23 protein-coding genes and 1 pseudogene are annotated in these 25,216 nt (G+C 57.7%); 9 read left to right on the top strand and 15 right to left on the bottom strand.

The features are described 5' to 3' along the window. Window positions 1-177 precede the first annotated feature (177 nt). Window positions 178-948 (bottom strand): SDR family NAD(P)-dependent oxidoreductase, encoded by a 771-nt coding sequence (locus tag J8I87_RS12065; protein ID WP_209931683.1) that lies wholly within the window; start codon window positions 946-948, stop codon window positions 178-180. Window positions 949-1,018: 70 nt separating this feature from the next. Then, window positions 1,019-1,780: an SDR family NAD(P)-dependent oxidoreductase gene (locus tag J8I87_RS12060; protein WP_209931682.1), complete on the bottom strand. Its 762-nt coding sequence runs from the start codon at window positions 1,778-1,780 to the stop codon at window positions 1,019-1,021. 226 nt (window positions 1,781-2,006) lie between these two features. Here J8I87_RS12060 and J8I87_RS12055 point away from each other — a divergent pair, with 226 nt between their 5' ends. Further along, window positions 2,007-2,957 carry an AraC family transcriptional regulator gene (locus J8I87_RS12055; RefSeq protein ID WP_209931681.1) on the top strand — a complete coding sequence of 317 codons (951 nt, stop codon included), beginning with the start codon at window positions 2,007-2,009 and terminating at the stop codon, window positions 2,955-2,957. A gap of 255 nt (window positions 2,958-3,212) precedes the next feature. Here J8I87_RS12055 and J8I87_RS12050 read toward each other — a convergent pair whose 3' ends face one another. Beyond that, window positions 3,213-3,962: an SDR family NAD(P)-dependent oxidoreductase gene (locus J8I87_RS12050; RefSeq protein WP_209931680.1), complete on the bottom strand. Its 750-nt coding sequence runs from the start codon at window positions 3,960-3,962 to the stop codon at window positions 3,213-3,215. Window positions 3,963-4,194: 232 nt separating this feature from the next. Between J8I87_RS12050 and J8I87_RS12045 the strand changes: the two genes are divergently transcribed. After that, window positions 4,195-5,211 carry an NAD(P)-dependent alcohol dehydrogenase gene (locus J8I87_RS12045; protein WP_209931679.1) on the top strand — a complete coding sequence of 339 codons (1,017 nt, stop codon included), beginning with the start codon at window positions 4,195-4,197 and terminating at the stop codon, window positions 5,209-5,211. A gap of 538 nt (window positions 5,212-5,749) precedes the next feature. Beyond that, window positions 5,750-6,916: an MFS transporter gene (locus J8I87_RS12040; RefSeq protein ID WP_209931678.1), complete on the top strand. Its 1,167-nt coding sequence runs from the start codon at window positions 5,750-5,752 to the stop codon at window positions 6,914-6,916. A 141-nt stretch (window positions 6,917-7,057) separates the two neighbouring features. Here J8I87_RS12040 and J8I87_RS12035 read toward each other — a convergent pair whose 3' ends face one another. From J8I87_RS12035 to wrbA, 12 genes and pseudogenes are all read right to left on the bottom strand, one after another. Beyond that, window positions 7,058-7,897 (bottom strand): fumarylacetoacetate hydrolase family protein, encoded by an 840-nt coding sequence (locus J8I87_RS12035; RefSeq protein ID WP_209931677.1) that lies wholly within the window; start codon window positions 7,895-7,897, stop codon window positions 7,058-7,060. Continuing rightward, on the bottom strand, window positions 7,894-8,295 hold the full coding sequence (locus tag J8I87_RS12030; protein ID WP_209931676.1) for a nuclear transport factor 2 family protein: 402 nt from the start codon (window positions 8,293-8,295) through the stop codon (window positions 7,894-7,896). The genes J8I87_RS12035 and J8I87_RS12030 overlap by 4 nt, the downstream gene beginning before the upstream one ends. A gap of 3 nt (window positions 8,296-8,298) precedes the next feature. Next, window positions 8,299-8,439, bottom strand: a pseudogene (locus tag J8I87_RS46295) (zinc-binding dehydrogenase); the annotation flags it as partial. Between the two features lie 16 nt (window positions 8,440-8,455). Further along, window positions 8,456-9,295 carry a quinone oxidoreductase family protein gene (locus J8I87_RS12020; RefSeq protein ID WP_209931674.1) on the bottom strand — a complete coding sequence of 280 codons (840 nt, stop codon included), beginning with the start codon at window positions 9,293-9,295 and terminating at the stop codon, window positions 8,456-8,458. A 322-nt stretch (window positions 9,296-9,617) separates the two neighbouring features. Continuing rightward, entirely contained in the window at window positions 9,618-9,824 is a 207-nt protein-coding gene (locus tag J8I87_RS46290; RefSeq protein ID WP_409518749.1) for a DUF2798 domain-containing protein, read from the bottom strand. A 102-nt stretch (window positions 9,825-9,926) separates the two neighbouring features. Beyond that, window positions 9,927-10,772, bottom strand: coding sequence for a shikimate dehydrogenase family protein (locus tag J8I87_RS12010; protein ID WP_209931672.1), 846 nt, complete (start codon window positions 10,770-10,772; stop codon window positions 9,927-9,929). Window positions 10,773-10,823: 51 nt separating this feature from the next. Further along, window positions 10,824-11,261, bottom strand: coding sequence for a DUF3237 domain-containing protein (locus J8I87_RS12005; RefSeq protein ID WP_209931671.1), 438 nt, complete (start codon window positions 11,259-11,261; stop codon window positions 10,824-10,826). A gap of 17 nt (window positions 11,262-11,278) precedes the next feature. Beyond that, the gene (locus J8I87_RS12000; protein ID WP_209931670.1) at window positions 11,279-12,649 is read right to left on the bottom strand and encodes an NAD-dependent succinate-semialdehyde dehydrogenase; all 1,371 of its coding nucleotides are present in this window, start codon (window positions 12,647-12,649) and stop codon (window positions 11,279-11,281) included. Between the two features lie 83 nt (window positions 12,650-12,732). Further along, a complete protein-coding gene (locus J8I87_RS11995; RefSeq protein WP_209931669.1) occupies window positions 12,733-13,860 on the bottom strand; it encodes an NAD(P)-dependent alcohol dehydrogenase in 1,128 nt (375 codons plus the stop codon). Between the two features lie 94 nt (window positions 13,861-13,954). Continuing rightward, window positions 13,955-15,406: an aldehyde dehydrogenase gene (locus J8I87_RS11990; protein WP_209931668.1), complete on the bottom strand. Its 1,452-nt coding sequence runs from the start codon at window positions 15,404-15,406 to the stop codon at window positions 13,955-13,957. Then, on the bottom strand, window positions 15,403-16,293 hold the full coding sequence (locus J8I87_RS11985; RefSeq protein ID WP_209931667.1) for a pirin family protein: 891 nt from the start codon (window positions 16,291-16,293) through the stop codon (window positions 15,403-15,405). Before J8I87_RS11985 ends, J8I87_RS11990 begins: the two co-directional genes overlap by 4 nt. Window positions 16,294-16,312: 19 nt before the next feature. Next, a complete protein-coding gene (gene wrbA, locus J8I87_RS11980; RefSeq protein WP_209931666.1) occupies window positions 16,313-16,930 on the bottom strand; it encodes an NAD(P)H:quinone oxidoreductase in 618 nt (205 codons plus the stop codon). 121 nt (window positions 16,931-17,051) lie between these two features. Here wrbA and J8I87_RS11975 point away from each other — a divergent pair, with 121 nt between their 5' ends. The 6 genes from J8I87_RS11975 (at window position 17,052) to J8I87_RS11950 (ending at window position 25,208) form a co-directional block, all read left to right on the top strand. Next, complete coding sequence (locus J8I87_RS11975) at window positions 17,052-17,948, top strand: LysR family transcriptional regulator (protein ID WP_209931665.1); 897 nt, start codon at window positions 17,052-17,054, stop codon at window positions 17,946-17,948. Window positions 17,949-18,371: 423 nt separating this feature from the next. Then, window positions 18,372-19,517: an ABC-three component system protein gene (locus J8I87_RS11970; RefSeq protein ID WP_245253866.1), complete on the top strand. Its 1,146-nt coding sequence runs from the start codon at window positions 18,372-18,374 to the stop codon at window positions 19,515-19,517. A gap of 2 nt (window positions 19,518-19,519) precedes the next feature. Continuing rightward, window positions 19,520-20,014 carry a three component ABC system middle component gene (locus tag J8I87_RS11965; protein ID WP_245253884.1) on the top strand — a complete coding sequence of 165 codons (495 nt, stop codon included), beginning with the start codon at window positions 19,520-19,522 and terminating at the stop codon, window positions 20,012-20,014. Continuing rightward, window positions 20,014-21,996, top strand: coding sequence for a DUF3732 domain-containing protein (locus tag J8I87_RS11960; protein ID WP_209931663.1), 1,983 nt, complete (start codon window positions 20,014-20,016; stop codon window positions 21,994-21,996). Before J8I87_RS11965 ends, J8I87_RS11960 begins: the two co-directional genes overlap by 1 nt. A 510-nt stretch (window positions 21,997-22,506) precedes the next feature. Next, window positions 22,507-22,971 carry a (2Fe-2S)-binding protein gene (locus J8I87_RS11955; RefSeq protein WP_280923067.1) on the top strand — a complete coding sequence of 155 codons (465 nt, stop codon included), beginning with the start codon at window positions 22,507-22,509 and terminating at the stop codon, window positions 22,969-22,971. Further along, window positions 22,971-25,208: a xanthine dehydrogenase family protein molybdopterin-binding subunit gene (locus J8I87_RS11950; RefSeq protein ID WP_209931662.1), complete on the top strand. Its 2,238-nt coding sequence runs from the start codon at window positions 22,971-22,973 to the stop codon at window positions 25,206-25,208. Before J8I87_RS11955 ends, J8I87_RS11950 begins: the two co-directional genes overlap by 1 nt. Window positions 25,209-25,216 lie beyond the last annotated feature (8 nt).

The following is a 25,216-nucleotide window of genomic DNA, read 5'->3' as shown; positions in this document are numbered from 1 at the left end:
CGAACGTTAGGGGGTCTTGTCGAGACGGTTCTTGTTCACTCTGCTCGATCGACCAGGTATCGCTCGTCAATCATGCTGCGGGTCGACGGCCACCTCAACGACCCGAAGGGGCTAACGAAACCCGGCGCTATCTTGGTTGAATGGCGAGCGCCCCTTGTTCTTGAGCAGTCGCTCGAATCAGGGGCGGTTGCCTGGGATCGTGTAACCGCCGTCGATGAGAATCGTTTGACCGGTTACGAAGCGCGATGCGTCCGAGCAGAGCCACACGACCGCCTCGGCAACTTCGTCAGACGTACCGACGCGCTTCATCGGCGTATGCGCGAGAAATGGCTTGCGAGTCTCGTCGGTGGTGCTGTTGCGCAACATCTCGGTATCAATGATCCCGGGATTCACATTGTTCACCCGGATGCCCGAGGAGCCTGTTTCCAGCGCCAACGCACGGGCCATCCCGTCCATGCCGGCTTTGCTCATTGTGTACAGGGTCGATCCGGGAAACGCACCCCGAGCGAGCCACGAAGATGTGTTGACAATCGCGCCTCCGTGGTCCTGTTGCTTCATCCTGGCAATCTCAGCCTTGCAGCAGAGCCAGGTGCCTCTGAGGTTGGTGTCGATTACATCGTCGAAATTGGCGACCGTATGGTCCCCGATCTCGCCCCAAGCGCCCATGATGCCGGCATTGTTGAATGCTGCGTCCAGGCGTCCGAATCGTGCGACGACGTTTTCAATCAGTGCCTCGACTTCCGCGGGTTGCGAAACGTCCGTTGGAAAGGCTGCTGCGGACCCACCGAATCGCTCAATTTCCTCAACCACGCTGTCGAGTGCCTCAACTCGACGGGCCGCGATAGCCACGTGTGCGTCCCTCTGCGCAAAAAGCAGAGCAGTTGCTCTGCCGATGCCCGAGCTGGCACCCGTGACGAGCGCAACCTTCCCGGAAAGGTAACGTTCCATTTTGCTCTTCTCCAGTCAAAGGTTGACGACAGTGCATGTGAGCGGCTGCCCGGGGATTTCCCGAGCGCGCTTACGGCTGGTCGGTCGGACGCACCACGATCTCATTGATAGCGACCCGGCGCGGATTTGTGACAATGAAAGCGACAGAGTCAGCGATGTCTTCCGCATGCAACCGTTCGACTTCACCGAACGCTGCCGTGAAGCCTTCCCATTGACCTTCCTGGTTCCACAGTTCGGTCGTAGTCGCACCCGGTTCGACAACTGAGAAACGAACCGACTTGCGGGTGAACTCTTGACGCCACGCCTCGGTGGCTGCTGTGACGGCGAACTTTGTAGCGTTATAAATTGCGACTTGCGGCGCGGCGAACCTTCCGGCGACCGAAGAGATATTGACAACGTCTACGACCTTGCGGGAGCTCGTGGACACCGCCTCGACGAGATGGGGGAGCGCGGCTTTTGTGACATACATAAGGCCGCGAAGGTTGACGTCGACCATCTGATCCCAGTGTTCGAGAGGGGATTCGATTGAGGGGCCATTGAGCATGACGCCCGCGGCGTTCACAAGCGTGTCCAGACGGCCGAACTCTTGAACCGTGCGTTTAACCACCCGGTCGGCTTCTGCTGCCGTAGTCAAGTCTGCATCGATCGCCAACGCGACGCCGCCCGCAGCAACGATTCTCTCGGCCAGTTCCTTAAGGCGCTCAGCGCGACGGGCTACGATTGCGACCTTGGCGCCTTCCTTTGCCAACCGAAGCGCGGTAGCCTGTCCAATCCCACTAGAGGCTCCAGTCACAAGCGCGACGGTACCAACGAGTGCGTTTGCTTCAATCACGATTTACTCCCTATAAGTCGGTCAGTTTGCATTGCGTGCGCGGGTCGACAAGTCAGATCCCATACCACGTCACGTCACAACAGTGACTGTAGGCCGTCTCGGTAGGCAAACGTTAGTCCGATCGTTCCGAATGATTGCCTGATTCTCTGGCTCAACGCACCTTTCGATAATCGGATGGGCGGATTGGTGCATACTCGTTTAAACGCGAAACTGTGAGGGAGTTACCGTGATACTGGAGCCAGACGAGTCCGATCTCGCCCGGAAAATCGAAACGCAGCCCATCAGGGAACGACTTGCGCTGCGCATCGCTGCCTACGTCGGCGACGTCGAAGAACGGAGTACAACGCTGCCTGGTTTGAGTTTTGCGAAGGTAATGCAACCGACAGCGCCCACGTCCTATCTCTACGACCCTAGTCTTTCTATGATCATTCGAGGTAGGAAGCGGGTTCGATTGGGGGAGCACGTTTATATATACGACGAGTCGCGCTTTTTGCTAACGGCTGTCAACCTTCCGACGGTGACCGAAGTGCTTGAGGCAAGCCCCGAAAGGCCCTATATCTCACTATTGATGAGACTCGATCTCCAGGCTGCGCGTCAGACAATCGCCGACGTCGACACCAGGAAGGGGCCGCCGCCTGCAAGCGGTTTCGCAATGGCGACCGGCCCCGCGACGCCGCAACTCTACAACGCGATCGAGCGCCTTATCGACTTGCTGGATAGTCCAGATGATCTAGCTCACCTGGGGGCTCTGATCCAGCGCGAGCTCATCTATCGCATTCTCACAAGTCCTGCCGGCGCTCGACTGCGTGAGACAGTCTTGTTGGGTACGCAGAGTCAGAAAACGGCAAAGGCGATAGCGTGGCTTAGGGAGAACTTCAAGGAACCGCTGAGGGTCGAGGAGTTAGCTGAAATGGCCGGGATGGGGGTGTCGACTCTTCATCATCATTTCCGGGCTATGACTGCAATGAGCCCGGTTCAATATCAGAAGCAGTTGCGGCTGCATGAAGCACGACGCCTCTTGCTGGGAGAAGATATAGACGCCGCGACGGCTGCTATGCGAGTGGGCTACGAGAGCGCGACTCAGTTCAGCCGCGAGTACCGACGGATGTTTGGCGCACCCCCGATCCGCGATGTAACGCCGCTGCGCAGTGTAAAAGGCATACGGACGACTTCTTGAACATTCCCTGCCGGCTGGAAGACTCGGGTTCACCGGGAAACAGAAGCAGTCGTCGATCGGTGCGCGGCCGTTCGCATTGCCATCGCAACCGTTCGCACGACTGCGGCGTGCGTTGCGCCACGTCTTCGTGGACGCCAGCGCCATTGGTGGGACGGCCCGGCCACGCAGGTAGCTACCACGAAGCTACGCCGCGATGGCCGGATTCAACGGCGCAACGATCCAGCTAGAGATGTCGGGGAATGCTCCGCGCTCCAACTAAGGAATGCTCCAACCGCCGTCAATGACGAGTTCCGAGCCAGTAACGTATCGCGCTTCGTCTGATGCGAGGTATAAGGCACCGTATGCCATATCGAGCGGTTCGCCAGAAAACCCCATCGGCACTAGCGCCAAGACCGCTGCGTTCTCTTCGTCGGTCAGATTGTCCATTGCTGGCGTACGCGTATTTCCAGGAAACACCGCGTTGACTCGCACGCCGCGCTTTGCATACTCGAGCGCGACTGCCTTATTAAGCATGCGCAAGCCGCCCTTGGACGAGTGGTAGGCGGTGAAGCCCGTGGTCCCGATCATGCCATAAAGCGAGCAAATATTGACGACCGCACCATTTCCAGATCTGGTCAGCTCGGGCATGGCGGTACGCATGCCAAGATACGGGCCGGTGAGGTTGACGGTGATAACTTTATTCCAGTCGCTGAGGGCTGTTCCCTCAAGGCCAGAGGCGTTGAATACTGCCGCGTTGTTTACCAGTGTCGTCAGTTTTCCATATTCACTGACGGCTTTCGAAACGCAGGCACTCCAGTCGGCCTCGTTAGTAACGTCCAGCTTCTGAAACACCGCGCGAGCACCTTCCGATCGCAGACGGCTAACCACCGCTTCGCCCTCTGCTTGCAGTACGTCGGCCACGACGATCGCGGCACCTTCTGCAGCAAAAAGTTTGACGATTCCCTCGCCGAGGCCACGCGCCCCACCTGTCACGATTGAGACCTTTCCTTCAAGCCTTCCAGCCATAGCATTGCTCCTTTCTGTCGCTAGAAGTGCAAGCATGGCAGTGTTGCGTCTTGTCGAGGTAGCCCAAACCTTCCCATTCGTTGCCAGATTCTCCTGGCTCTTGGAAGCGCATTGCGCGCATTACTGAGTCTTGCTCATCACTTCATGCCTTCACAACCGGCTAATCAAATAGTCATGCTCAGTCTACGCTTTGCTTTCCGCGTTAAGTTCGCTACAAGTGGAGAGGATGAGCATGAAACGTTGGATTCTTCAGGCAGGTGCAACAACTGTCGACGGTCTGATCGAGGAGGCAGTAGAGACGCCCCATCCCGGACCGGGGCAGGTGCGTGTGCGTGTTAGTGCGGTGTCACTCAATTTCCGGGATCATCTGATTCTGTCGGATGCGCACGAACCGTGGCGGCTGAACTCCGACCTTGTGCCGGCCGCCGACGGTGCCGGTGTGGTCGACGCGGTAGGGGAGGGTGTAACGAAGTGGAACGTGGGCGATCGCGTGCTGACTGTCTACCTTCGCAACTTTCCGACGTGGCCGCCCAACGACGACATTGGGTTGGGACTTGGTTCGCGCGACGAACATGGCGTTCTTGCGGAGTACGTTGTGCTTCCAGAGGCGCGACTGACCCGGGCGCCGGACAATCTGTCACTTGCGGAAGCGTCCACATTACCATGCGCTGCGGTGACTGCCTGGACGGGCCTTCAACATGCCCACCCCGTCAGTACCGGTCATAAGGTACTCATGCTCGGTACAGGAGGCGTTTCGCTCTTTGCTGTCAGCTTGGCGAAGGCGCTGGGAGCGGAAGTGTTTGTCACGAGCAGTCGGGACGACAATGCAGCACGATTGAAAGCTCTCGGAGTGGAGCGCGCCTTCAATTACAAGACCGATGCTGAATGGGGAAAATCGGTTTTCGCTGCGACGGGTGGAGTGAACAAAGTCATTAATACGGCAGGCTTGGGCTCGGTCAATCAGTCGGTGCAAGCTTTAGCGTATGGCGGCGATATCGCTGTAATTGGTCTTATGACGTTTGGTGACGCGATAGATCCTGGGCTGTTTCTCGCCAAGGGCGTGAGCCTGCGCGGTATCCCGGTTGGCAGCCGTGAACAGCAGGAGCAGGTGGTTGACTTCATCGAACGTCACGATATCAAACCAATCATTCACGAAACATACCATTTCTTCGATGTCAGGGCGGCGTACGAGGCCCAGTTGTCCCCCTCCTTGTTCGGCAAAGTCGTCATTAAGGTTTCAGCGGAATGACCTGACGTTTTCGTGACCTGTCGGTCTCGAGGGCCGCACCGGTGAGGAGATGTTGGGGACAGGGAAACCTGCTGTCCAGTGAGGGTCTTTTGCGCAGACGCGGCAGTCCCAGCCGGAGAGAGTTCAAGTCGTTTGCTCTAATAGACGTTCGAACCCAAACGATTCCGCACTTCGAAATCGATAAAATGGATTTATAAAGAAGCATTGAGAGATTCGGCGCGCTTTTTAGCATACGCAAGGTTCGGATCGTCGAACGTGAACTCACGTGCGCTTGGAGTTGCATCAGCGGCGCATGTGCTAGCCCATGCCTCCTTTGTCTTCGCGGTTTGTCCCCCGCACGGGGGGCTGACGATGCGAACCTTAGATCGTTAAATCAGAAGGGCGCACACTCGAATCCGCGTCCCCTCGGAGTGGCGCCATATCTACCGGTGGAAAAATGTCAGAAAAGACGCGAACGCTCGCTCCACTTATGCCGCCCCAATCAACTGCGGGCGAAATAGATTGCGCATGGTCCGTGGTGGTTGGAAGCGGATTGCTCATGTTCATCAATCTCGGTCCGGTCCTTTACTACACGGCGGGCGTTTTCACGAAAGCTATCACGGATGATGTTGGCTGGCCGCGCGGAACCATAGCGTCTGCCGCCTTGCCTGCGAATATCGCGATAACTTTACTTTATCCGCTGGTTGGTTGGGCAGTTGGAGCGTTCGGAGGACGGTTGGTGTCGTTGGTGTCTACGATTGCGTTTGGCCTTGCCCTCGCGGCGCTTGGACATTTCTCAAGAACGCCAGTGTCGTTTGCGGCGTTAATGTTTATAGCCAGCATTGCGGCCTTCGGACTGACTCCTCTTCCGACTGTACAGCTTGTTTCGGGCTGGTTCGACCGGAGACGGGGGATGGCGCTGAGCATTAGCCTGGCGCTTGGCGGCATCGGTATCGCCGTTTTTCCTCCCTTGGCCGCGAAACTCATCATGCTATTCGGTTGGCGCATCGCATACGCTGGTTTGGGGGGCGTCGTGATCTTGGTGGGAGTCTTTGCCACACTGCTGCTGATCAAGGACCCTCCGTCAAGGGGAGCGGTTGACGTCGGGCGTGCCTCGAAGAACGCTGGTGACACCCTGAAGATGGCCGTTCAAACGAAACATTTCTGGAAGTTGGCAGTTGCATTTTTAGCGATATCTGTCGCGGTGAGCGGTGGTGCTAATAGCCTGCCGCTGATTTTGACGGACTCGGGAATGACCCCGCAGCGTTCGGCGTTCGTCATGTCAGTAATGGGCGTGTCTATGATCGCTGGGCGACTCATGCTCGCCAGGTTGCTCGACCGTATGTTTGCCCCAAGGCTGACTGCCGTCATATTCCTTGCGCCTGTTCTCGCGTTTGTTGCACTTTTGTCCCCACTTCCCGTCACAGTTGCGTCGTTTCTAGCAGGCGCATTCCTTGGTATTGGACTAGGAGCAGAGGTCGACGCTCTCGGCTACGTGACGTCGCGCATCTTCGGGGTCGACCATCTGGGCAAAATCTTTGGGTCGTTGATGATCGCGTTCTCGCTGGGGCTCGGACTGGGACCTTCCATTTTTGGGTGTTTTTTCGACGCGACGCGAAGCTACCATGCAGCGTTATGGAGTGGACTGATTTGCGCGACCGTCGCCTCGCTCATCATGGCGTCATTCGGTACGGCCGATTTGCAGTTTCAGCCAGCAGAGCGTTGACACTGACCACGCTGCCTTGCAGCCTTCTGGGCCGGTGAGCACATTCCTCCGCGTTGGACGATCGCGTCGGGAACACTTCATGTTCAGGCGACGTAGACTGCCTTGAAATACACGAATCGGAGATAGCGAAGGGGCCTTTCTCTACCGCCAAGCCGTAGTCTCCGGCTCTGCGATCACGGGGTTTTCAAGTATTCCTACTCCAGTGATCTCAACGCGAACGATGTCCCCCGCCTGCATCCACCGCGGCGGGTTGCGATGGATTCCTACACCCTGGCCAGTTCCTGTTGCAATGATGTCGCCTGGCTCTAATGTAAAACATGTCGTGAGCACTTCGATAAGCTTCTCGACACCGAACAGCATGTCCGCCGTTGAAAAGTCTTGCATCAATACACCATTTAAGCTAGTGCGTATCTGAAGTTCTCGAACGTTGCCGATCTCGTCAGGGGTGACAAGCCAAGGCCCGACAGGGCAGTGGGTGTCGAACGATTTCCCCAAAGTGATTGTTGGCGATTTACGTTGCCAGTCGCGGACACTCACGTCGTTCACGATTACATACCCGGCGATTACTTCAGATGCGCGTTTTTCCGGTACATGACGACACTCCCGGCCAATTACCACACCGAGTTCGCCCTCGTAGTCAAGCTGATCTGAAACAAGCGGGAGGTGAATCGCGTCTCCAGGGCCGACGATTGAACTGACCTGTTTATTAAAGAAGACCGGAAAATCTGGTGGTTTCCGAGCGGTAAGTCCTTCGTTAATGTGGTCGAGATAATTCAATCCAACGCCAAGTATCTTCCGCGGGGCAGGTATCGGTGTCAGGAGCTGGACGTCAGTCAGGGGGTGGGTACCCGCAAAACGTCTGCCGCTGTCGGACGCGGCGAGGACGACGTTATCCGCGCCCTCGATCTCGCGCACGTGGTCGTCCTCCAAGCTCCCAACCCGAGTAATTCCGTCTTTCGTCATGAATCTGCAGATCTTCAAGAAGAATCTCCGGTGGCCATTGGGAGAGGCGTTGCTTGGAAGGCGCGCAATCTCCAGTCCTTGCCCTCCAACACCCATAGTTGAGTGACCCAAGCTTCCAGTCGCCGAATTCGGCCATCATCGGGTTTGAGTCGTAGCACGGCGGATTGGCCGCCGGTCATTACAGCAAAGCCTGGCTCGACGTCGAGCTGCAAATTACTGCGCTGCATCTGCAGAAATTCGGCCCGCTCGCTGACGTAGCGCAGATACTGATCGAGGTTCTCGACACGACCGGTTGCATGTACATGCGAAAGTTTGGGCGACAGTAGACGAGCTAGTTTGTCAGTGTGCCCGTCGGTCAAGGCTCGACAACGCTGACGTTCTAGTTCGAACAGGCGACTCTCAATGGTTGTGAACATTGCTTAAGGAACCAGAAGGACTGAGCCCGTGGTCTGTCCAGCTTCAATCGCGCGATGCGCATGCGCGGCGTCGCTCAATGCAAAGACGTTCGAGATGTGGATCTTAAGTGCACCTTCTCGCACCAGATCGAACAATTCTTTTGCTGCTGCACCAAGCGTTTCAGGCGTATCGGCATGGAATCCGAAGCCGGGTCTGTGAAGCGAAGCAGCCTTTTTGCGCGAGCATCATGATGTTGAACGCGGGCACGGGCCCTGATGCATTTCCATAATTCACCAAGGCCGCAAAAGGCCGGGCACAATCGAAGGAGCGCAAGAATGTGTCCGCTCCGACCCCATCGAATACCGCAGCGACACCGTCCGGAACCAACTGGCGGCAGCGATGTACGAAGTCTTCGCTTCGATAGAGTATTGTTTCGTCGCAACCGTGAGCCCGAGCGAATTCTGCTTTTTCGGGCGAACCCACAGTACCAACAACGCGCGCACCAAGATGGCGACTCCATTGCGCGAGAATGCTGCCGACCCCGCTGGCTGCGGCGTGTATAAGGAACGGATCGTACGGTTTCGGTTTGTAGTTCCGATTTATCACGACGGAAGCTGTGAGCCCCTTCAGCAACATTGCAGCAGCGACCTGATCGGGAATATCATCTGGCAACTTTACGAGGCATGTGCTTGGGATGTTGCGCATCTCCACATACGCTCCCGTGTTTTCAAAAAAAAGTCCTCCGCTACCCGCATAGGCAACGCGATCTCCCTCGTTAAATGCTGTGGGACCTGGTCCTACCTTCACGACCACCCCGGCCGCCTCATTTCCTAGGCAAAGAGGAAAATTCGATTGATTGTTCAGGTAGAAACCACCTCTCCGCACATTAATGTCGGAAAAGTTCACGCCGATGGCGGTTTGACGAACCGTAACCTCACCCGGAGCAGGATCCTGAAGTTCCACGTCGACATACTCAAGTACCTCAGATCCGCCGTGGCGTTCTATGAGCACTGCTTTCATCGGTGTCCTTTCGGGAGATCAGACCATAGCAACATGCTAAGAGCGAGCGCTCTGCCGGTCAGTCCCCACCCGGAGGGACGCCTTCGATACCTTTGCAGGAGGGGATACCTATTTCTTCTTTGCTGTGATTGCAATGTCGGCGGCGCGCGGGCAGGAGTGCTGAGGAGGATGACGACCACCAACGCGTGCGATCGCGCTGTGCAGAGCGGCGAATACGACGCACGTGCAGAGCTATTTGCCATTTCGTCCAGTGCGTATGGCATCAGACCCGCCTTGCGCGCTTCTTGCATCGCTAGCTGGCGGGACACAGCACCGCTACGCGCTAATCAGGCGACTGCTTGCTTGATGGCGGCGACTCCGCCTGGCGGGTGAGTTCAACGACAAGGCGCCGGATCGGTGGGCCGATGATTAATGTCGCGCAGAGCGCTATCGGAAAGGCGGTGACGGCGTTACACACCGCGACAGGGAACCACCCGTCTACAGGTCCCGTACGGACAATGGTGAGCGCTAGCGACATGACGAGCGCCATGGAGGCCGTGAGTAAAATCGTCTGCAGCGGATATGCAGTCCAGGCGGGGAGTTTCAGCGGCACCTCCTATTCGAAATCACGACCGCCGGCGACGAGTCAAAGTTATCGATCCCATCCTGACCCCAATCCCAGGAACTCGGCGAAGACAGGCACGGTCGCCTGCAGGACCGTGAGGCCGTCGACAATTTGATGACCACGCAATGAGGCGTGTTGTAAAAACCTGGTTGGCGATGGGTCGGCGATCATGTCCAACACGATTGCGGATTTGGCAAACCGTTCGACGTCGGTCGGCAGCGGATCCAGCTCCGACATGCCCGTAGGGGTCGCGTTGATGACAAGATCGCATTGGGATGGATCGTTCTCGCCATAAGAGGCGCGACAACTCGTAGAAGAAGAAATGCGGCGCGCCAGGTCCTCGGCTCGCCCCCGATTCACGTCATGGATCACGACAGACGCTGCGCCTGCAAGTGCAAGCGCCCAAGCGATGACTTGGCCCGCACCTCCCGCACCGATTAGGAATGCGTCGACACCCTTTGGCTCAAATGTCGTCTTGCCAAGCGCCGTCAGAACGGCCTGCGCCTCGCAAGAGTCTCCGATCCAACTCCCATCACTGCTCCGCCGCATCATGCTGATGGCGCCGATGTGCTTCGATTGCGACGAGAGCTTATCGGCGTGGCGTACCGCAGCGAACTTGTGAGGCATTGTGATCATCAGACCGCGGATGTTGCTGAGCGCTTTTAGCCCAGACATTACGCGGTCGAAGGCTTCCGTCGGCACATCGAACGGCAGAAAAGCGGCGTCGACGCTGTAGCGCTCAAAGAGCGGATTCCACACGCCCGGCGATTTAAGCTGGTCAACCGGTGTGCCGACGATGCCGACAAGCTTTGTGCTCCCCGTAATCTGGGCGTTTAACGCCTTGAGGCGGCGCTGCTCAAATTCTTCCACCATAGCTTTCACCTAACCTTACGTGTATTCCCTCAAGTCGAATCGGGGTAGTCGCTAGTCGATCTGGAAGATGTCGTAGACGATAACGCCGTCGTCCATCCGACCCAGGGACACGCAGATTATCCGGTTCATCCAGCCGTATTTGTCGGATGCCGTTTCGAAGAGCGGCAAACAGCGCCAATAATCCTGGTCGCCCTCAACGAAGCGGATGCCCTGATAACGTACGAGGATGATCGCGCCGTCGTCCGTCTCAAGGATCAAACGACAGTCAGGGCGGCCTGAGCCGTCGCTACCACGAACGAGCGAGTCACTTCCCCCTGGCAAGATTTTGGCATTGATTGCCGGTCCTTTAAGGGTCCCTCCGGCTATGACCGCAAAGTTCCTCGCGCCCGCTGGCGTGGGTCCGATCTCGATGCGCCGATCAAGTTCTATGGACAAGGCACCGAGGAAATGAGAATTCAGCGTTACTGCTGACTTTATCGTGTCACTCATATTGAACGTCCCTCGAATTATTCCGCTGTGCGGATCAGCTTCCAGTTGACGAATTCGGTGATCCCGAAGTCGGCGAGTTCTCGGCCATAACCAGAGTTCTTCACTCCGCCCCAAGGCAGGTTTGGTGCGCTGTCCGCCACCTGATTGATGAATATCATGCCAGTGTCGATCTGTGCTGCGACCTGTTCCGCACGTTCGACATCCGGCGAGATCACCGACCCGCCGAGGCCATAAGGGGAGTCGTTGGCCAAGGCGATGGCCTCTGCGTCACTTTCAACCCGGAAGACCACGGCGACAGGCGCGAAGATTTCCTGATGGAAGACTGGGTTGTCGGCGTTTACATCGGTCAGGATTGTCGGTGCAAGAAAATAACCTTCCCGGTCCAGGCGCTTACCGCCCGTTACGATTTTTGCACCGTGAGCAACGGCCTCGTCGATCTGCTGCAGTGCCCGATCAAGCGCCGCTTTGCTACTAAGCGGACCGACGCCGGTCGCTGGATCCAGTGGGTCGCCAGGCGTGAGTGCCTCAAGTTCTTGCGCAAACCGGGCAACGAACTGTTCGTACAGGTTGGCAGGAAGAATGAAGCGCTTGGAGCAGCCGCAACCTTGGCCGGTGTTCATCATTCGACCGAACACGGCGAGCGGAATTGCCACGTCGAGATTCGCGTCGTCGAGGACGACGAAGGCGTCGCTGCCACCGAGTTCCATCGTCACCTTCTTGAGCGCCTTGCCCGCCTGTGCGGCGACTGCTATTCCTGCTCGCTCGCTACCGGTTAGCGAAATCGCGCGGATACGTTTGTCGGCGATCACGCCTGCGGCGCGAACATTGCTGACGAACAGGTTGGTGTAAATGCCCGCCGGTGCACCGGCGTCAATGAACAGCTTCTCGAATGCAAGCGCGCATTGTGGGACGCTGGCGGCATGCTTCATAACCACCGTGTTACCGGCCATAAGGATCGGGGCGGCGACCCGCGTCAGCTGGAAGAAAGGGAAGTTCCACGGCTCGATGCAAAGCACCGGTCCCAGAGGTCGCGCCTCGACTCGCGCCTTTCCCTGTTGAACCTGCAACGGGCGAGAGGCGAGAATACTCTCAGCGTGATCCGCATAATAACGCAGGACGTCGACGCAGAAGCGAACCTCCCACTGCGCCTCAGGAAGACGCTTGCCCATTTCGGTTGTGGCGAGGTGCGCATAGTCGTCGAGACGGTTCTCGAGAAGGTCGGCGACCTTACGTATCACCTCGGCGCGCTCACCATAGGAACGCTCGCGCCAGTCTGTCGCATAGGTCTTCTCGGCTTGCGCGAGGATCGACTCAACTCGTGCGTCATTGTGTTCATCGTATTCAGCGATCAGCGTTTCAGTGTAGGGATTTATTGATTTAAAAGTCATCTGGATAGCCTTGCCAATTGCTTGCCGAACTGCAGCACTCGAACATTCGCCGCGGGGAAGCCGGGCGCCTGATGGGCTGATTTTCAGGCCTTGCCAATGCGGAGCACAGGCTTGATGGTCCGCCCGCTCTCACTGTCCTCGATGGCCTGATTGATGTCCACGAAGTCGTAGTACCTTATCAATCGGTCGAATGGAAAACGACCCTGACGGAAGAGCTCGATCAGGGCGGGGATGAATATCTTGGGGATAGCGTCGCCCTGCACGATACCCATGATGCGCTTTGAGGGCGCCATTACGTCGTTGATGTCGAACGATGCTTCGGTGCCAGGGCGCGTCGCACCGATGATGCCGCAAGTGCCGAAGCTGCCAAGCGCATCGATTGCCTGACGCAGGACTTCCTTGCGACCACTGCATTCCAGTGAGTAGTCGAGCCCTCCGCCTGTGATGGCGCGAATTTGCCCTACGGGATCTCCTTCACGCGAGTTAACGCTGTGGGTGGCTCCCAGCTCGAGTGCCAGCTTCAATCGGTCAGCGTTAACGTCCACGGCGATGATTGTCGTCGCGCCGGCGACTCTCGCTGCCATCACGGCCGACAGGCCGACCGCTCCGGCGCCAAATGCCGCAAAACTCGATCCAGGGCGGACCTTCAGGGCGTTGAGAACGCCACCTGCGCCCGTTTCAATGCCGCAGCCGAGCGGAGCAAGCAGTTCGAGCGGCAAATCGTCGGGGACCTTCACCACATTTCGTTCGTTAGCAACTGAATATTCGGCGAAGGACGATTGCCCGAAGAAGTGATCGTGCATCACATGGCCGTGGGCGTCGTGCGTTCCGGTGGATCCGTCGAGGCGACTACCGCCGAAGTTGATGGGCCAGACGTGAGCGCAATGTGCAGGGTGCCCCGAAATGCAGGGCTTGCAATGGCCGCAGGACATGTAGCTGAGTACAACATGATCACCCGGCTTTACCTCCGTAACCGCTGCTCCCACTGCCTCGACGACGCCTGCCCCTTCGTGCCCGGCGATTGCGGGCAGGGGCACCGGCGCGTCCTGGTTGCGGACCATGATATCGGTGTGGCACACGCCGCTGGCGACAATGCGCACGAGCACTTCATCGTCGCGGATCGTGCCGACATAGATGTCTTCGAACTGAAATGGTGCTTTGGGCTCCCTCATCACAGCAGCCTTCATCTGGCGCCGGTGCTCTTGTGTCATCTTGTTCTCCTTTGCGACCTCGGTCGCTTTTGATCTTGGTTTTTTCAATGGGACGCGAACCGCCGGGCGATGCCGCGGCAGATGCCCGGCTCCATCAAATCGGGTAGGGCTGATTTGCGTGTTCGATCGTCAGCCATTTGAGTTCGGTGAACTCGTCGATCACAGCCCGGCCGTCGAATCGGCCGTATCCGCTCGCCTTCATCCCGCCATACGGTGCTTGCGGTTCGTTCTGAACCGTAGCGCCGTTGACATGGACAGCACCAGCGTCGATCCGCCGGGCTACCTGAAGGGCGCGATAGGCGTCACGCCCAAACACTGAGGCCGCGAGACCGTACTGTGTATCGTTGGCAACCCGCACCGCTTCCTCAATGCCGCTTACACGGACCACGATCGTCACGGGCCCGAAGGTCTCCTCGTCATAGACGGTCATCTCGGGAGTGCAACGGTCGAGGATCGTCGGCCGCATCATCGCGCCCTCGGCAAGGCCGCCTGCTGCCAGCACCGCGCCCTTGTCGAGCGCGTCACGGATAAGATGATTGAGACGGTCACCCGAGCGGGTGTCGATCACGGGACCGATGACGATTGAGGGGTCACGGGTCGGATCCCCGATGGCAAGTGCTTTGGCTCGCTTCGCGAACCGTTCTACAAAGGCGTCCGCGATTGACTCGTCGACGACAACGCGCTCCGTCGTCATGCAGATCTGCCCTTGGTACATGAATGACCCGAAAGTGGCTGCGTTCACCGCCGCATCAAGATCAGCGTCATCAAGTACCACGAAAGGCGCCTTGCCGCCCAACTCCAGCAGGCAGCGCTTGAGCGCGTGGCCCGCTTTTTCGGCGATGATCCGTCCCACGCGAGTCGAGCCCGTAAAGTTGATGCGCCGGACGGCGGGATGGTTGATCAAGGCGTCGACAATGTCCGGTCCGGCTGCAGGTGCATTCAGCACGAAATTGAGTACGCCTGGCGGGAGGCCTCCCTCATGAAATGCTTCGACCAGCAAGGCGTGAGTCTTTGGACTGATTTCCGAGCCTCGGAACACGACCGTGTTACCACAGGCAATGGGATAGGCTATGGATCGGGCACCCAGCAGAACGGGCCCGTTCCACGGCGCCATGCTGAGCACTACGCCGACGGGTTGGCGCACCGTCATCGACAGCGCACCGGCCCGATCTGTCGGGATCGTCTCGCCGCTCATCTGCGTGGTCAGTCCGGCGGCTTCTCGGAGTAGCGATGCCGCGAGATTGACATTCAGACCGGCCCACATCGCCGACCCGCCGATTTCTGCTGCCATCGCGGCGGTGATAGGTTCTATCTTGGCTTCGAGACGGTCGGCGACAGCAAGGAGAATACGTCGACGCTCACTGGGACCCGTTTGCGACCAACCCTCGAACGCACGCGCCGCTGAATCTGCGGCGTGCGTCGCGTCGGCGACCGTCCCCGCTGCGGCCGTCGTTACTACCTTGTCTCCGAAGGGGTTACGACGTTCGAACGTGCCTCCGTCGCTTGATTTGACCGGAACGTTATCGATGATGAGGTCGGCGTTCATACTGTAGCTCCCTTCTGGAGCGTGGTATTCGAGGGAGTGTCGATGCCGAACCTCTGTTGTTGCGCCCGGAAATCAGCGTAGGCCAGATCCAGTTCCACGGCGCTGTTCATGACGAAGGGGCCACGGGCGGCGACAGGCTCTCGCAACGGCTTGCCAGCTGCGAGGATAAGGCGCGCACCGGTTTCATGGGCGGTGATACGAACGCTACTTCGCTCGGTCATGTGCTCGAGCCACGCGATCTGGCCCGCCGCGATGTGGCTGGTTATAGCGCCGGCATCAACAGCCCCTGTCAATGGCACGAGGAAGCAATTGACGTCTGCCGCCAAGGGATGCTCGAACGTCGCGCCCGGTTCGAGACGGATGTCCACGAAGGTAAAGGGCGTGAAATTGAGAGTTGGAGATACGACTTCTCCGACCGCGCCGGAGTAAAGACGGACTTCGTAGCCGTTTCCTCGGATGAGTGGCAATTCGCTCCACCGAAGCGGCTGAAGTCTGGCAGTCGACATCTTGTTAGCGCGCGGGAGGTTGATCCACAGTTGTAGGATATGCGCCTCATGGCCATTGACTGGGCGCTCGTCATGGACGATGCCGCGGCCCGCGGTCAAAAGTGCGGCGTCACCGGGCGTAAGCACGGCTTGGGCGCCATGATTGTCGTAGTGCTCGAGTTCTCCCGAGATCAGATAGGTGAGGGTTTCGATTCCGCGATGAGGGTGTGGTGAAAAGACATTCGGGCCGTAGCGGTCCTCCATCAGTAACAGGAACGGATCGGTTGCCGCCCAATCGCCTGCGGAGATAAGAGGGCGGACACGATGGGTATCCGCGAGTCCGCGGCCAAACTGGGGGGATTCCACGTGCGCGACAGCGCGCTGCATAAGAGGGAGCGACATTGGGGACGGGCCTGTTTCCTTACGCCGAGGCGGCTTCGCGGTACGACCGCAGGAGCTCTGCGATCTTGGCGGTGCGGCGGCCGAGATGGCGGGCCGCGTCGAGGACACCATCTGGAAGCGCGTCGCCACGTGGATCGGTGAAGCTCACGCCGTAGGGGTTTCCGCCGGCCGCGTAGACGGCGGGATCGGTGTAGCCGATCGGCACGATGACGGAGCCCCAGTGATAGAAGACGTTCTGAAGCGCAAGCAGTGTTGCTTCCTGACCGCCATGGACATTGCCCGCTCCGCCGAAGACGCCAGTTGCCTTGTCCTGCAACTTGCCTTGCGACCAGGGACCGCTGCAGCCGTCGATGAACTGCTTCAACTGCGCCGCGGGAAGGCCGAAACGCGTTGGCGTTCCGAAAAGGAAACCATCCGCCCATACGAGATCGTCTGGAGTCGCGACGGGGACGTCTTTCGTCGCATCGATGTGCGCTCGCCAGTTGGGAACCTTGTCGATCACGGAGTCGGGAACAAGCTCCGCCGCGCGCAGTAATCTAACTTCAGCACCGGTGGATTGGGCGCCCTCCGCAGCGGCCTTGGCGACGTGATAGGTGTTGCCAGTGCTGCTGTAATAGATGATGGCGATCTTTGACATGGATCCTCTGACTGTTCGATTGATGATCCATTGTCGATTTAAACTCGAGTGCGGATAAGTCCCTCTGTAGGCTACACATTGTCTACTTCACAATAACAATCGGTTGCCTCATTATGTGGGCATGACCGATTTAAACGATTTTGCCAACTTTCATGCGGTAGTTACGTGTGGCAGCCTCACGGCGGCCGCGCGGCACCTAGGCGTTCCGAAAGCGACAGTCAGCAAGCGTTTGGCGCGGTTGGAATCAGACCTCGACGTTAGGCTGCTGGAGCGGACAACGCGCCGGCTGCGGCTCACCGAGGTGGGCCAGGCGGTTTTCGAACAGAGCGAAGCCATAGTGTCAGGTCTGGAATTCGCACAAGCGGTTGCTCAGAACGCCCGCGCTGAGCCAAACGGCATTGTCCGGGTAAGCTGTCCGCAGGGATTGATGCCGCATCTTGTCGAGGAGATGTTACGGCGCTTTTTGCACACATACCCTCGAGTGCAATTAGAGGTCGTGGAAGTAAACAGACCGGTGGACCTGATCACCGAGGGCGTGGATTTGGCCCTACGCGTTCGAACCAATATAACGGACGACATGTCGTTGATCATGCGGCGGCTCGGCACGTCGCGACGTTTGCTCGTTGCAAGCCCCGCCATGTTGAAGAATTGTCCTCCGGACATGACAATTGACGACCTCGTCGCTCAACCTGTTCTTGCCCTGAACGAAGAAGGGCAACATTGGGATTTAGTTGACGCGACGGGAAAGCTACACTCCGTTTCCATTAGGCCTCGTCTGCGGTGCGGGGACTTTTTCGTTCTGAGCCAAGCGGCGCTAGACGGATTGGGTATCGCCATGCTTCCAGAACACCTCTGCAGGCACAAGCTGGAGACAGGGACTCTCGTTCGTGTATTGCCAGGATGGCAATCTGGCGAGGGTGTCATTCACGCCGTATATGCAAGTCGTCGCGGACAAAGATCCGCGGTCCGCGCGCTGATTGATTTTCTGGCCGAGGAGTTTTCGAGAAGAAAGGAATAGTGTGCCGTCAGCATTGCTGGCGCAGGTCTGGAACCTTATGCTCGGTGCGCAACTTGATGCCAACGGCATACGTGTACCAAAGCAATGCAGCGTTGGTGACTAGCTACGCTCCGCTTGCTGTGCGGGGAATCCACCTTGCAACCTAGAACAGGCTTCCGACGCGGGCCCGACTGCTTACGGAGAACGGTCTGAATAGAGCGCAGACTCGATGGTCTGTTTCCGCAGCATCCATAGAAGTGCGAACGCTATCCGTCGATTGCAAAACCGTAAAATTGCCCGAGCACACCGGGTCGGTAACCATCGTTTCTTGTATGATATGCCGAAATCAGTTAGGGGTCTCTATTTAGGGGGAACTGAATGGCAACTTCAAGGGCGCGAAGACCATCCCGAAGCAAGCGGAAAACTGAGGTTCCGGGGCAAGCGTTGGGTTATAGCCTTCAGTTTACGCGGCTCACCCATTTGTTGCTTCAAGCACCAGAAGGGAGCTTTTGCAGCCTGGAGCTTCTCGACGATGTAGCTCAGGAGGATTGCGGTGGTTCGGTTAAGCTGATTCAGAGCAAAAGCGCGCTTACGGCCAACCCTGCGGCAGACCGTGCAAAGTCGTTGTGGAAGACGCTTTCCAATTGGATCGAACTGGCGGCCACCCCCGGGTTCGAGGTAGATAAAGCGATTTTCGAGCTTTACGTTTCTCGTCCGGTCGAGGGAGCCATCGTTGAAAGCTTCGCCAATGCGACTACCCACGAAAGCGCCCAAGCCGCCATCGCGAAGGCGCGAAATGCGTTGTGGGGAAGCCCGCCAAAGTTTGAGCTAAAGGCAGGAGTTTCTGCGGAGATTTCCTCTTACGTCGAGAAGGTATTTACCGCAGATCAGAGCCTTTTAGAGCGACTCATCTGCAATTTTCAGTTGACGCTGGGCAGCGGTAGTCCGCAGGCTGATCTTGAAGCGCTCGTTCGAAGCCACCCCGTTTCACCATCTAAGGTCAATGACATCACCAGTCACCTTTGCGGAATGGTAAAGCGCCACGTCGATCTACTACTTGAGGTTGGCAAACCGGCCGTCATCGCCCGCGATGACTTCTATGGCTGGTACACCTCTTACGTCCAAAAAATCGATCGACAGACTGTACTTTTGAGTCGAGCTCCCGCGCCGTCAGAGGAAATGTCGCGAGGCTATCTTCCCGACAATTTCATCCAGCAACTGGACATCATCGGGCTGTCATTTGAGGAGATGCTCGGGGCTGCGAGTGATTACTTCATGGCCACGTTTGACCGGACTGATTGGGCTGCTCGGGGCGAAGTTGACGAGACTTCCTTTGATGACCTAGATGATACGCTGAAGCGAACATGGAAGAACAAACAGCGAAGCTGTGGATTGAATTACGGTAGCAGGCCCGAACAGCAGCAAGGGCAGGCCCTGTATTTTGACTGCATGCAGTTCACCGCACCTGTTCAAGCGATGTCACCGCCAAGTCATTTCATCCCTGGTTGCTTCCACATGTTAGCTGACGATCTGGTCGTGGGTTGGCACCCGAACTATGAAGCGCAATTGAAGCTCAAGAAGGTAGCGTGAAGATGCTCGCACGAGAGGCTCAAAACGTACAAAACCCTGCGTTGGGTGCTGCGCTCGTCTGGAGATTTTGTTGTGGATATGTTGAGACGAACCGCGTAAATGCTCCGCCGCCTCTGCCACTTCTTTTTCTGGTGCTACCTATCGTTTTGCACCAGGCGAGTTCGGAATTTGTGAGACGCACATACAAGAGTTCAGGCTTGCGGGCGTTCGCCGCAAAGTTCGGAGATTCGTCAGCGCCTAAACAGGACCTGCTGATCCAGATCCACGACCGCTCAATTCGATGGCGCAAGCTAAGCCTGCAATCCGTAGAGCTGGCCGTCGCGGGGAGCTTGCTCAAACTCGCCGACAACGGTGAGGCGATCCCCCTGTCGCGAACTAAGGCGAGAGGGTTGTCAGACGAAGTAAAGAACCTTATGGATCTGGCAGAAAAGCTCGGCGCCTGGTTTGGTGAACTCACGGTACATGAGGTCGTGTCTACGCTGAAAGTGAGGCTCTAATGTATTTTCAGATTCGAGGGATCGTACTCTGGCCGCGCAATGGAGACTTTCAACCTCGCACATTGAAGTTTGAGCTCGGGAAGGTCAATGTTATCAGTGGCGCATCGCGAACTGGCAAGTCGGCGGTTATTCCTATCATCGATTATTGCCTCGGTTCCAGTACCTGCTCAATTCCTGTGAACACCATCCGCAAATATTGCGAATGGTTCGGCGTCGTTATCGCGACGGCCCAAGGTGAAAAGCTCCTGGCACGAAAGGAGCCGGGAACTCAGCGCAGCACGGACGAAATGTTTCTTCTGGAAGCCGACAAAATATCCAAGATCCCAAACCGCATCGCCAGAAACACTAACGCTACAGCAGTCAAGAGACTGCTCGATGACCTTGCCAACCTTTCCAATCTGGACTTTGCGGGTGGAGAGGAAAGTTCCGGGTTTGATGGGCGGCCGGCGTTCCGGGACTTGGCTGCTTTCACGTTTCAGCCTCAGAACGTGGTGGCTAACCCCGACGTCTTATTCTTTAAGACCAACACCTACGAGCACCGGGAAAAGTTGAGGAAGATCTTTCCCTACGTACTTGGCGCGATCACGCCGGCATTGATGGCCAAGCAGTTCGAGTTGAACCGTACCAGGCAGCTATTGCGCCGCAAAGAGCGAGAGCTCAAGGATGCACAGGATGTTTCGGCACAGTGGCTTGCCGACTTGAAATCCAAATTCAGTGAAGCTCAAGAACTTGGCCTGCTTCCCAGGTTGGAGGAAGAGGTCTCTCGGGATCAAATGATTGAGTTGCTTGACGAAGTCATCACTAGAACCGACGTGACCTTGGCAGTCAGCACTGAAACAATTTCGGATGCGCTACGAGAGCTGAGCAGCCTTGAGAGCGAAGAGCGGGAGGTTTCACGCGAGCTCACTACCCTGCGTCATCGGCTGGAGGAAATGAATCGGATGCGCGTTGGCGTCCAACAGTACGAGGCTGCTCTGTCGGTGCAACGAGGACGGCTTCAGCTGTCGAGTTGGCTGATGTCGCATGCAAGCGATGAGTCGGATTGCCCCATGTGTGGTAGCAGCACCGATTCAGCCAAGCAAAAACTCCAGGTTCTTAGCCAGCGTCTGGAAGAAGTGGAGACGGCAGCAGGCGCAGACAAAGACAAAGAGGTACCCGCGGCATTCGATCGGGAGTTACAGCGCGTCACAACAGATGTCGGAAATGCGACCGAGCGTCTTCGGGCGGTTCAGATTCGCAAGCGAGCGTTGACGGGCAGATCAAAGGAGGCTAGTGAACAGCAATTCTCCGCGAAGCGTACCGAGCGCTTCATAGGCAATCTCGAGTCGTCACTGGACCTTCATCGGAAATTGGGCGGCGATAGCGAACTGGTCGAAGAGGTTAGAACCCTCAAAGAAGCAGTATCAGCGCTGGAAGGGGAGTTGCGCGAACAAGACGTCGAAGCTCGGAAACGCAGAGCTTTGCGGACTATCAACGCCAATGCCGGCAAGCTCTTGCCGCACCTTGATATCGAGAATCCGAACGATCCCATCTCCCTTGAGACTAACGATCTGACCATTAAGGTGCTCGGTTCCGAGCGGGATGACTATCTGTCTGAGATCGGAAGTGGCTCGAATTGGCTCTCCTATCACTTGGCTGTGCTGCTCTCTCTTCACCAATTTTATCTGGGCCAAAAGCACAGTCCTGTGCCTGCATTTCTTGTGCTAGATCAACCGAGCCAGGTCTATTTCCCCAAGCACGTGGCGTCCAGAGACGTTGAAGTTGAAGACGACCCCAAGATACGCGACGAAGACGTTGATGCGGTTCGCAAAGCGTTCGAGGTGATGGGCAGCGTGGTGGAGGGCGAAAAGGGGAAGCTCCAACTCATCGTACTGGATCACGCATCAAGCGAAGTGTGGGGAGGCATCGATGGAGTCGTCGGCTTGCCAGAGTGGCGTGACGGAACTAAATTGGTGCCCATGGAATGGCTTTCTGAGGCTTAATCCACACGACTTGACTAACCTGCCCAACCTGCGTTGGTGGGCTCATTGGTCGGATACTGAAGACTCAGGGCAGAGTTACGATAGAAGCATAATCTTCATTTCCATCCATTAACAGGCGATAGCTCAGCCTGACCGTCTTTGTATCGACGCCGCTCGATGACTGTTGATGGACCATTTTTTGCGCGATTCGATCGAGGCGTGTGGACGCGGGCTGCTTGCCGCCTGAAGAGGTCGGTCGCCGATAATCTGCGAGCGGAAAACGGGTAGGAGATCGTGCCGAAAAAGGGGCACTTATTATCGGGCAACTGTGTGTGACGTCATAGCTCTGTTCCTCTGTGAGTGGGCCAACTGGCCTTAAGGTCAAACGGCAGGCACGTCAGATTTTTTGCGGCAACCTAGACGATTGGGCAATAAGCCGGAAGGATTGGGCTACGCGGTGCAGATGGGCGGACCAGATAATCGGGCGTTGTACGAATATCTAACCGTATTGTCGCATCGCGGAGCGCCCAGTTGAAACTGACAATCAACGATACATCCCACGTCGTTGAAGGTAACGACGACATGCCTTTGCTGTGGTATCTCCGTGATGAGCTTGACATGACGGGGACCAAGTACGGTTGTGGCATGGCCATGTGCGGCGCTTGCACGGTGCACTTGGACGGTCGCCCCGTTCGCTCTTGCATGACGTCGCTCGGTCGGGTCGACAAGCAGCACGTCACTACGATCGAAGGCGTGCACACGACGAGCGAAGGTGCGGCGGTACTCGCCGCATGGACGGAACTTGAAGTCGCGCAATGCGGGTACTGCCAGCCCGGGCAGGTCATGACTGCTGCAGCTTTGCTGGCGCATAACCCCCGCCCCAGCGATCGAGACATTGATGTAGCGATGGGTGGCAACATCTGCCGGTGTGCGACCTATGTGCGGATACGCGCAGCAATTCACCTGGCGGCACGCAAACTCGCGGGGGAAGCGTGATGAGCACCACCCCCGTACCCGATCCGTCGCGTCGGCGGTTCATCCAGGGCTCGACAGCTTTGCTGATTGGCGTCTATCTAGCACCGAAGACTGGTCGCGCAGCGCAACGGGTTGCGCAGCCAGCTGCAGCAGCCCAGACAGAGCTCGCCCCGAACGCCTTCGTACGGATATCAGAAAGCGGCGATGTAACTGTGATCGCCAAACACCTGGAGATGGGGCAAGGCGTCTACACAGGCTTAGCGACGCTGGCCGCGGAGGAGTTAGACGCAGACTGGTCGAGGGTGCGGGTCGTCGCAGCGCCGGCCGACCGCGAGCTCTACAGCAATTTGTCACTGGGCGCGCTGAAGCTTCAGACGACTGGTGGCAGTTCGTCGATGTTCAATTCCTGGGAGCAGATGCGCCAGGCGGGAGCGGCGGCACGGGCCATGCTCCTGGCTGAAGCCGCGCAGCGATGGAAGGTGCCTGCCAGCGAGATCACCATTGAACGCGGGGTGCTCATTCACCGTTCAAGCGGACACCGTGGCGGCTTCGGGGAATTCGTCGCCGGCGCATCTCGCCGCCCGGTCCCTACCAGCATCGCGCTGAAGAAGCGCGCCGATTATCGCCTGATCGGCAAGGAAGGGTTTGCGCGAACGGACATCGTGGAGAAAACCCACGGTAAAGCGATCTACATCCAGGACCTACGCTTACCAGGCATGTTGGTCGCTGTTGTCGCACACGCTCCACGTTTCGGCGGGACGGTCAAGCACGTAGACGATCGGGAAGCCATGAAGATTCCCGGCGTAGTCGCTGTGGTTTCCTACCCAGGAACAAAGCGCAGCCTCGGCGGAGTCGCCGTGCTCGCACGCAACACCTGGGTCGCCCGCAAAGGCCGAGATGCGCTGAAGATCGACTGGGATCTCGACCGTGCTGAGCGGGTAGATACGGTTAATCTCACCGAGCAGTACAAAAAAATCGCGCTCACTCCCGGAGACATCGTTGCTCAGGTCGGCGATGTTACACGTGCCAGCAGCGGTGACGGCACTGTGATCGAGGCGTTCTACGAACTGCCGTACCTGGCCCATGCCGCCATGGAACCGATGAATTGCATCGTGCAGGTTGGAGACGGCGAATGCACGGTGTGGAACGGCGAACAGTGGCAGACACCAGACCAACTAAACCTGGGCGAGCAGTTGGGAATTCCGCCCGAAAAAGTGACCTTGAATCAGCTATACGCGGGCGGAAGCTTTGGCCGCCGCGCGAGCCCGGTTTCGGATTATCTTTGCGAGGCTGCTTCTATTGCGACTGCGGCCAAGCAGCGCGGCATCACCGGTCCGGTGAAAATGGTCTGGATGCGTGAGGACGATATGCGTGCAGGGGGCTACCGGCCGCTCGTCGTGCACTGGGCGCGAGCCTACCTTGATCGCGAGCGGCGCCTCCAATCAATGCACCACCGAATCGTTGCGCAAGACTTCCTGGGGTCGGCGGGATTTAGCTTCTTCAATCCGAAGAAGATTCAAACGATGATCCAGGGCCTTTCGGACATGCCCTATACGATTCCCAATTTGCAGGTCGAGCAACATCCGATCTTCAATGGAGGTGTGAGTGTGCAATGGTACCGTTCCGTCGAACACACGCACACGGCGTTCGCGGGCGAATGTTTTCTTGATGAGCTGGCGATCGTGTCGGGCACCGATCCGCTGAAATTCCGGCTAGATCGGCTGACGACGCCAGAGGCCGCGCCGTATCGCACCGTCTTGACAACCGCCGCGAAAGCCGCAGGTTGGGATAAACCCCTTGCCCCGGGCGCACCAGGTGAAAAACGTGGACGTGGCATTGCCGTCCAGTCCGCATTCCGCACATTCGTAGCACACATCGCCGAGGTCACGGTAGCGACGGACGGTACGTTCCGGGTCGACCGGCTGGTCGTAGCCATTGACTGCGGAGTTGCCATCAATCCGAGCATCATTCGCGCGCAGATGGAAGGCGGTGCGGGATTCGGCTTGTCCTACACGCTACACGGTGCCATCACGCTTAAGGATGGTCAGGTCCAGCAATCAAATTTCCACGACTATCCGGTACTTCGGATTTCCGAGATGCCCACCGTAGAGGTTCACATCGTCGAATCGGACCGGCCGCCGACAGGCGTTGGTGAGCCTGGTGTCTGCACGGTCGCGCCGGCCGTGGCAAATGCGATCGCCGCGGCAACGGGCATCCGCTTGCGTAGCCTGCCGCTGCCGGCCCGGCTGACAACTTAACTCTGGAC

This window comes from Paraburkholderia sp. LEh10 (genome assembly GCF_017814945.1).
Classification (GTDB): domain Bacteria; phylum Pseudomonadota; class Gammaproteobacteria; order Burkholderiales; family Burkholderiaceae; genus Paraburkholderia.
The sequence above is the reverse complement of the archived record's forward strand: the minus strand, read 5'-3'. Positions and strand labels throughout refer to the sequence as shown.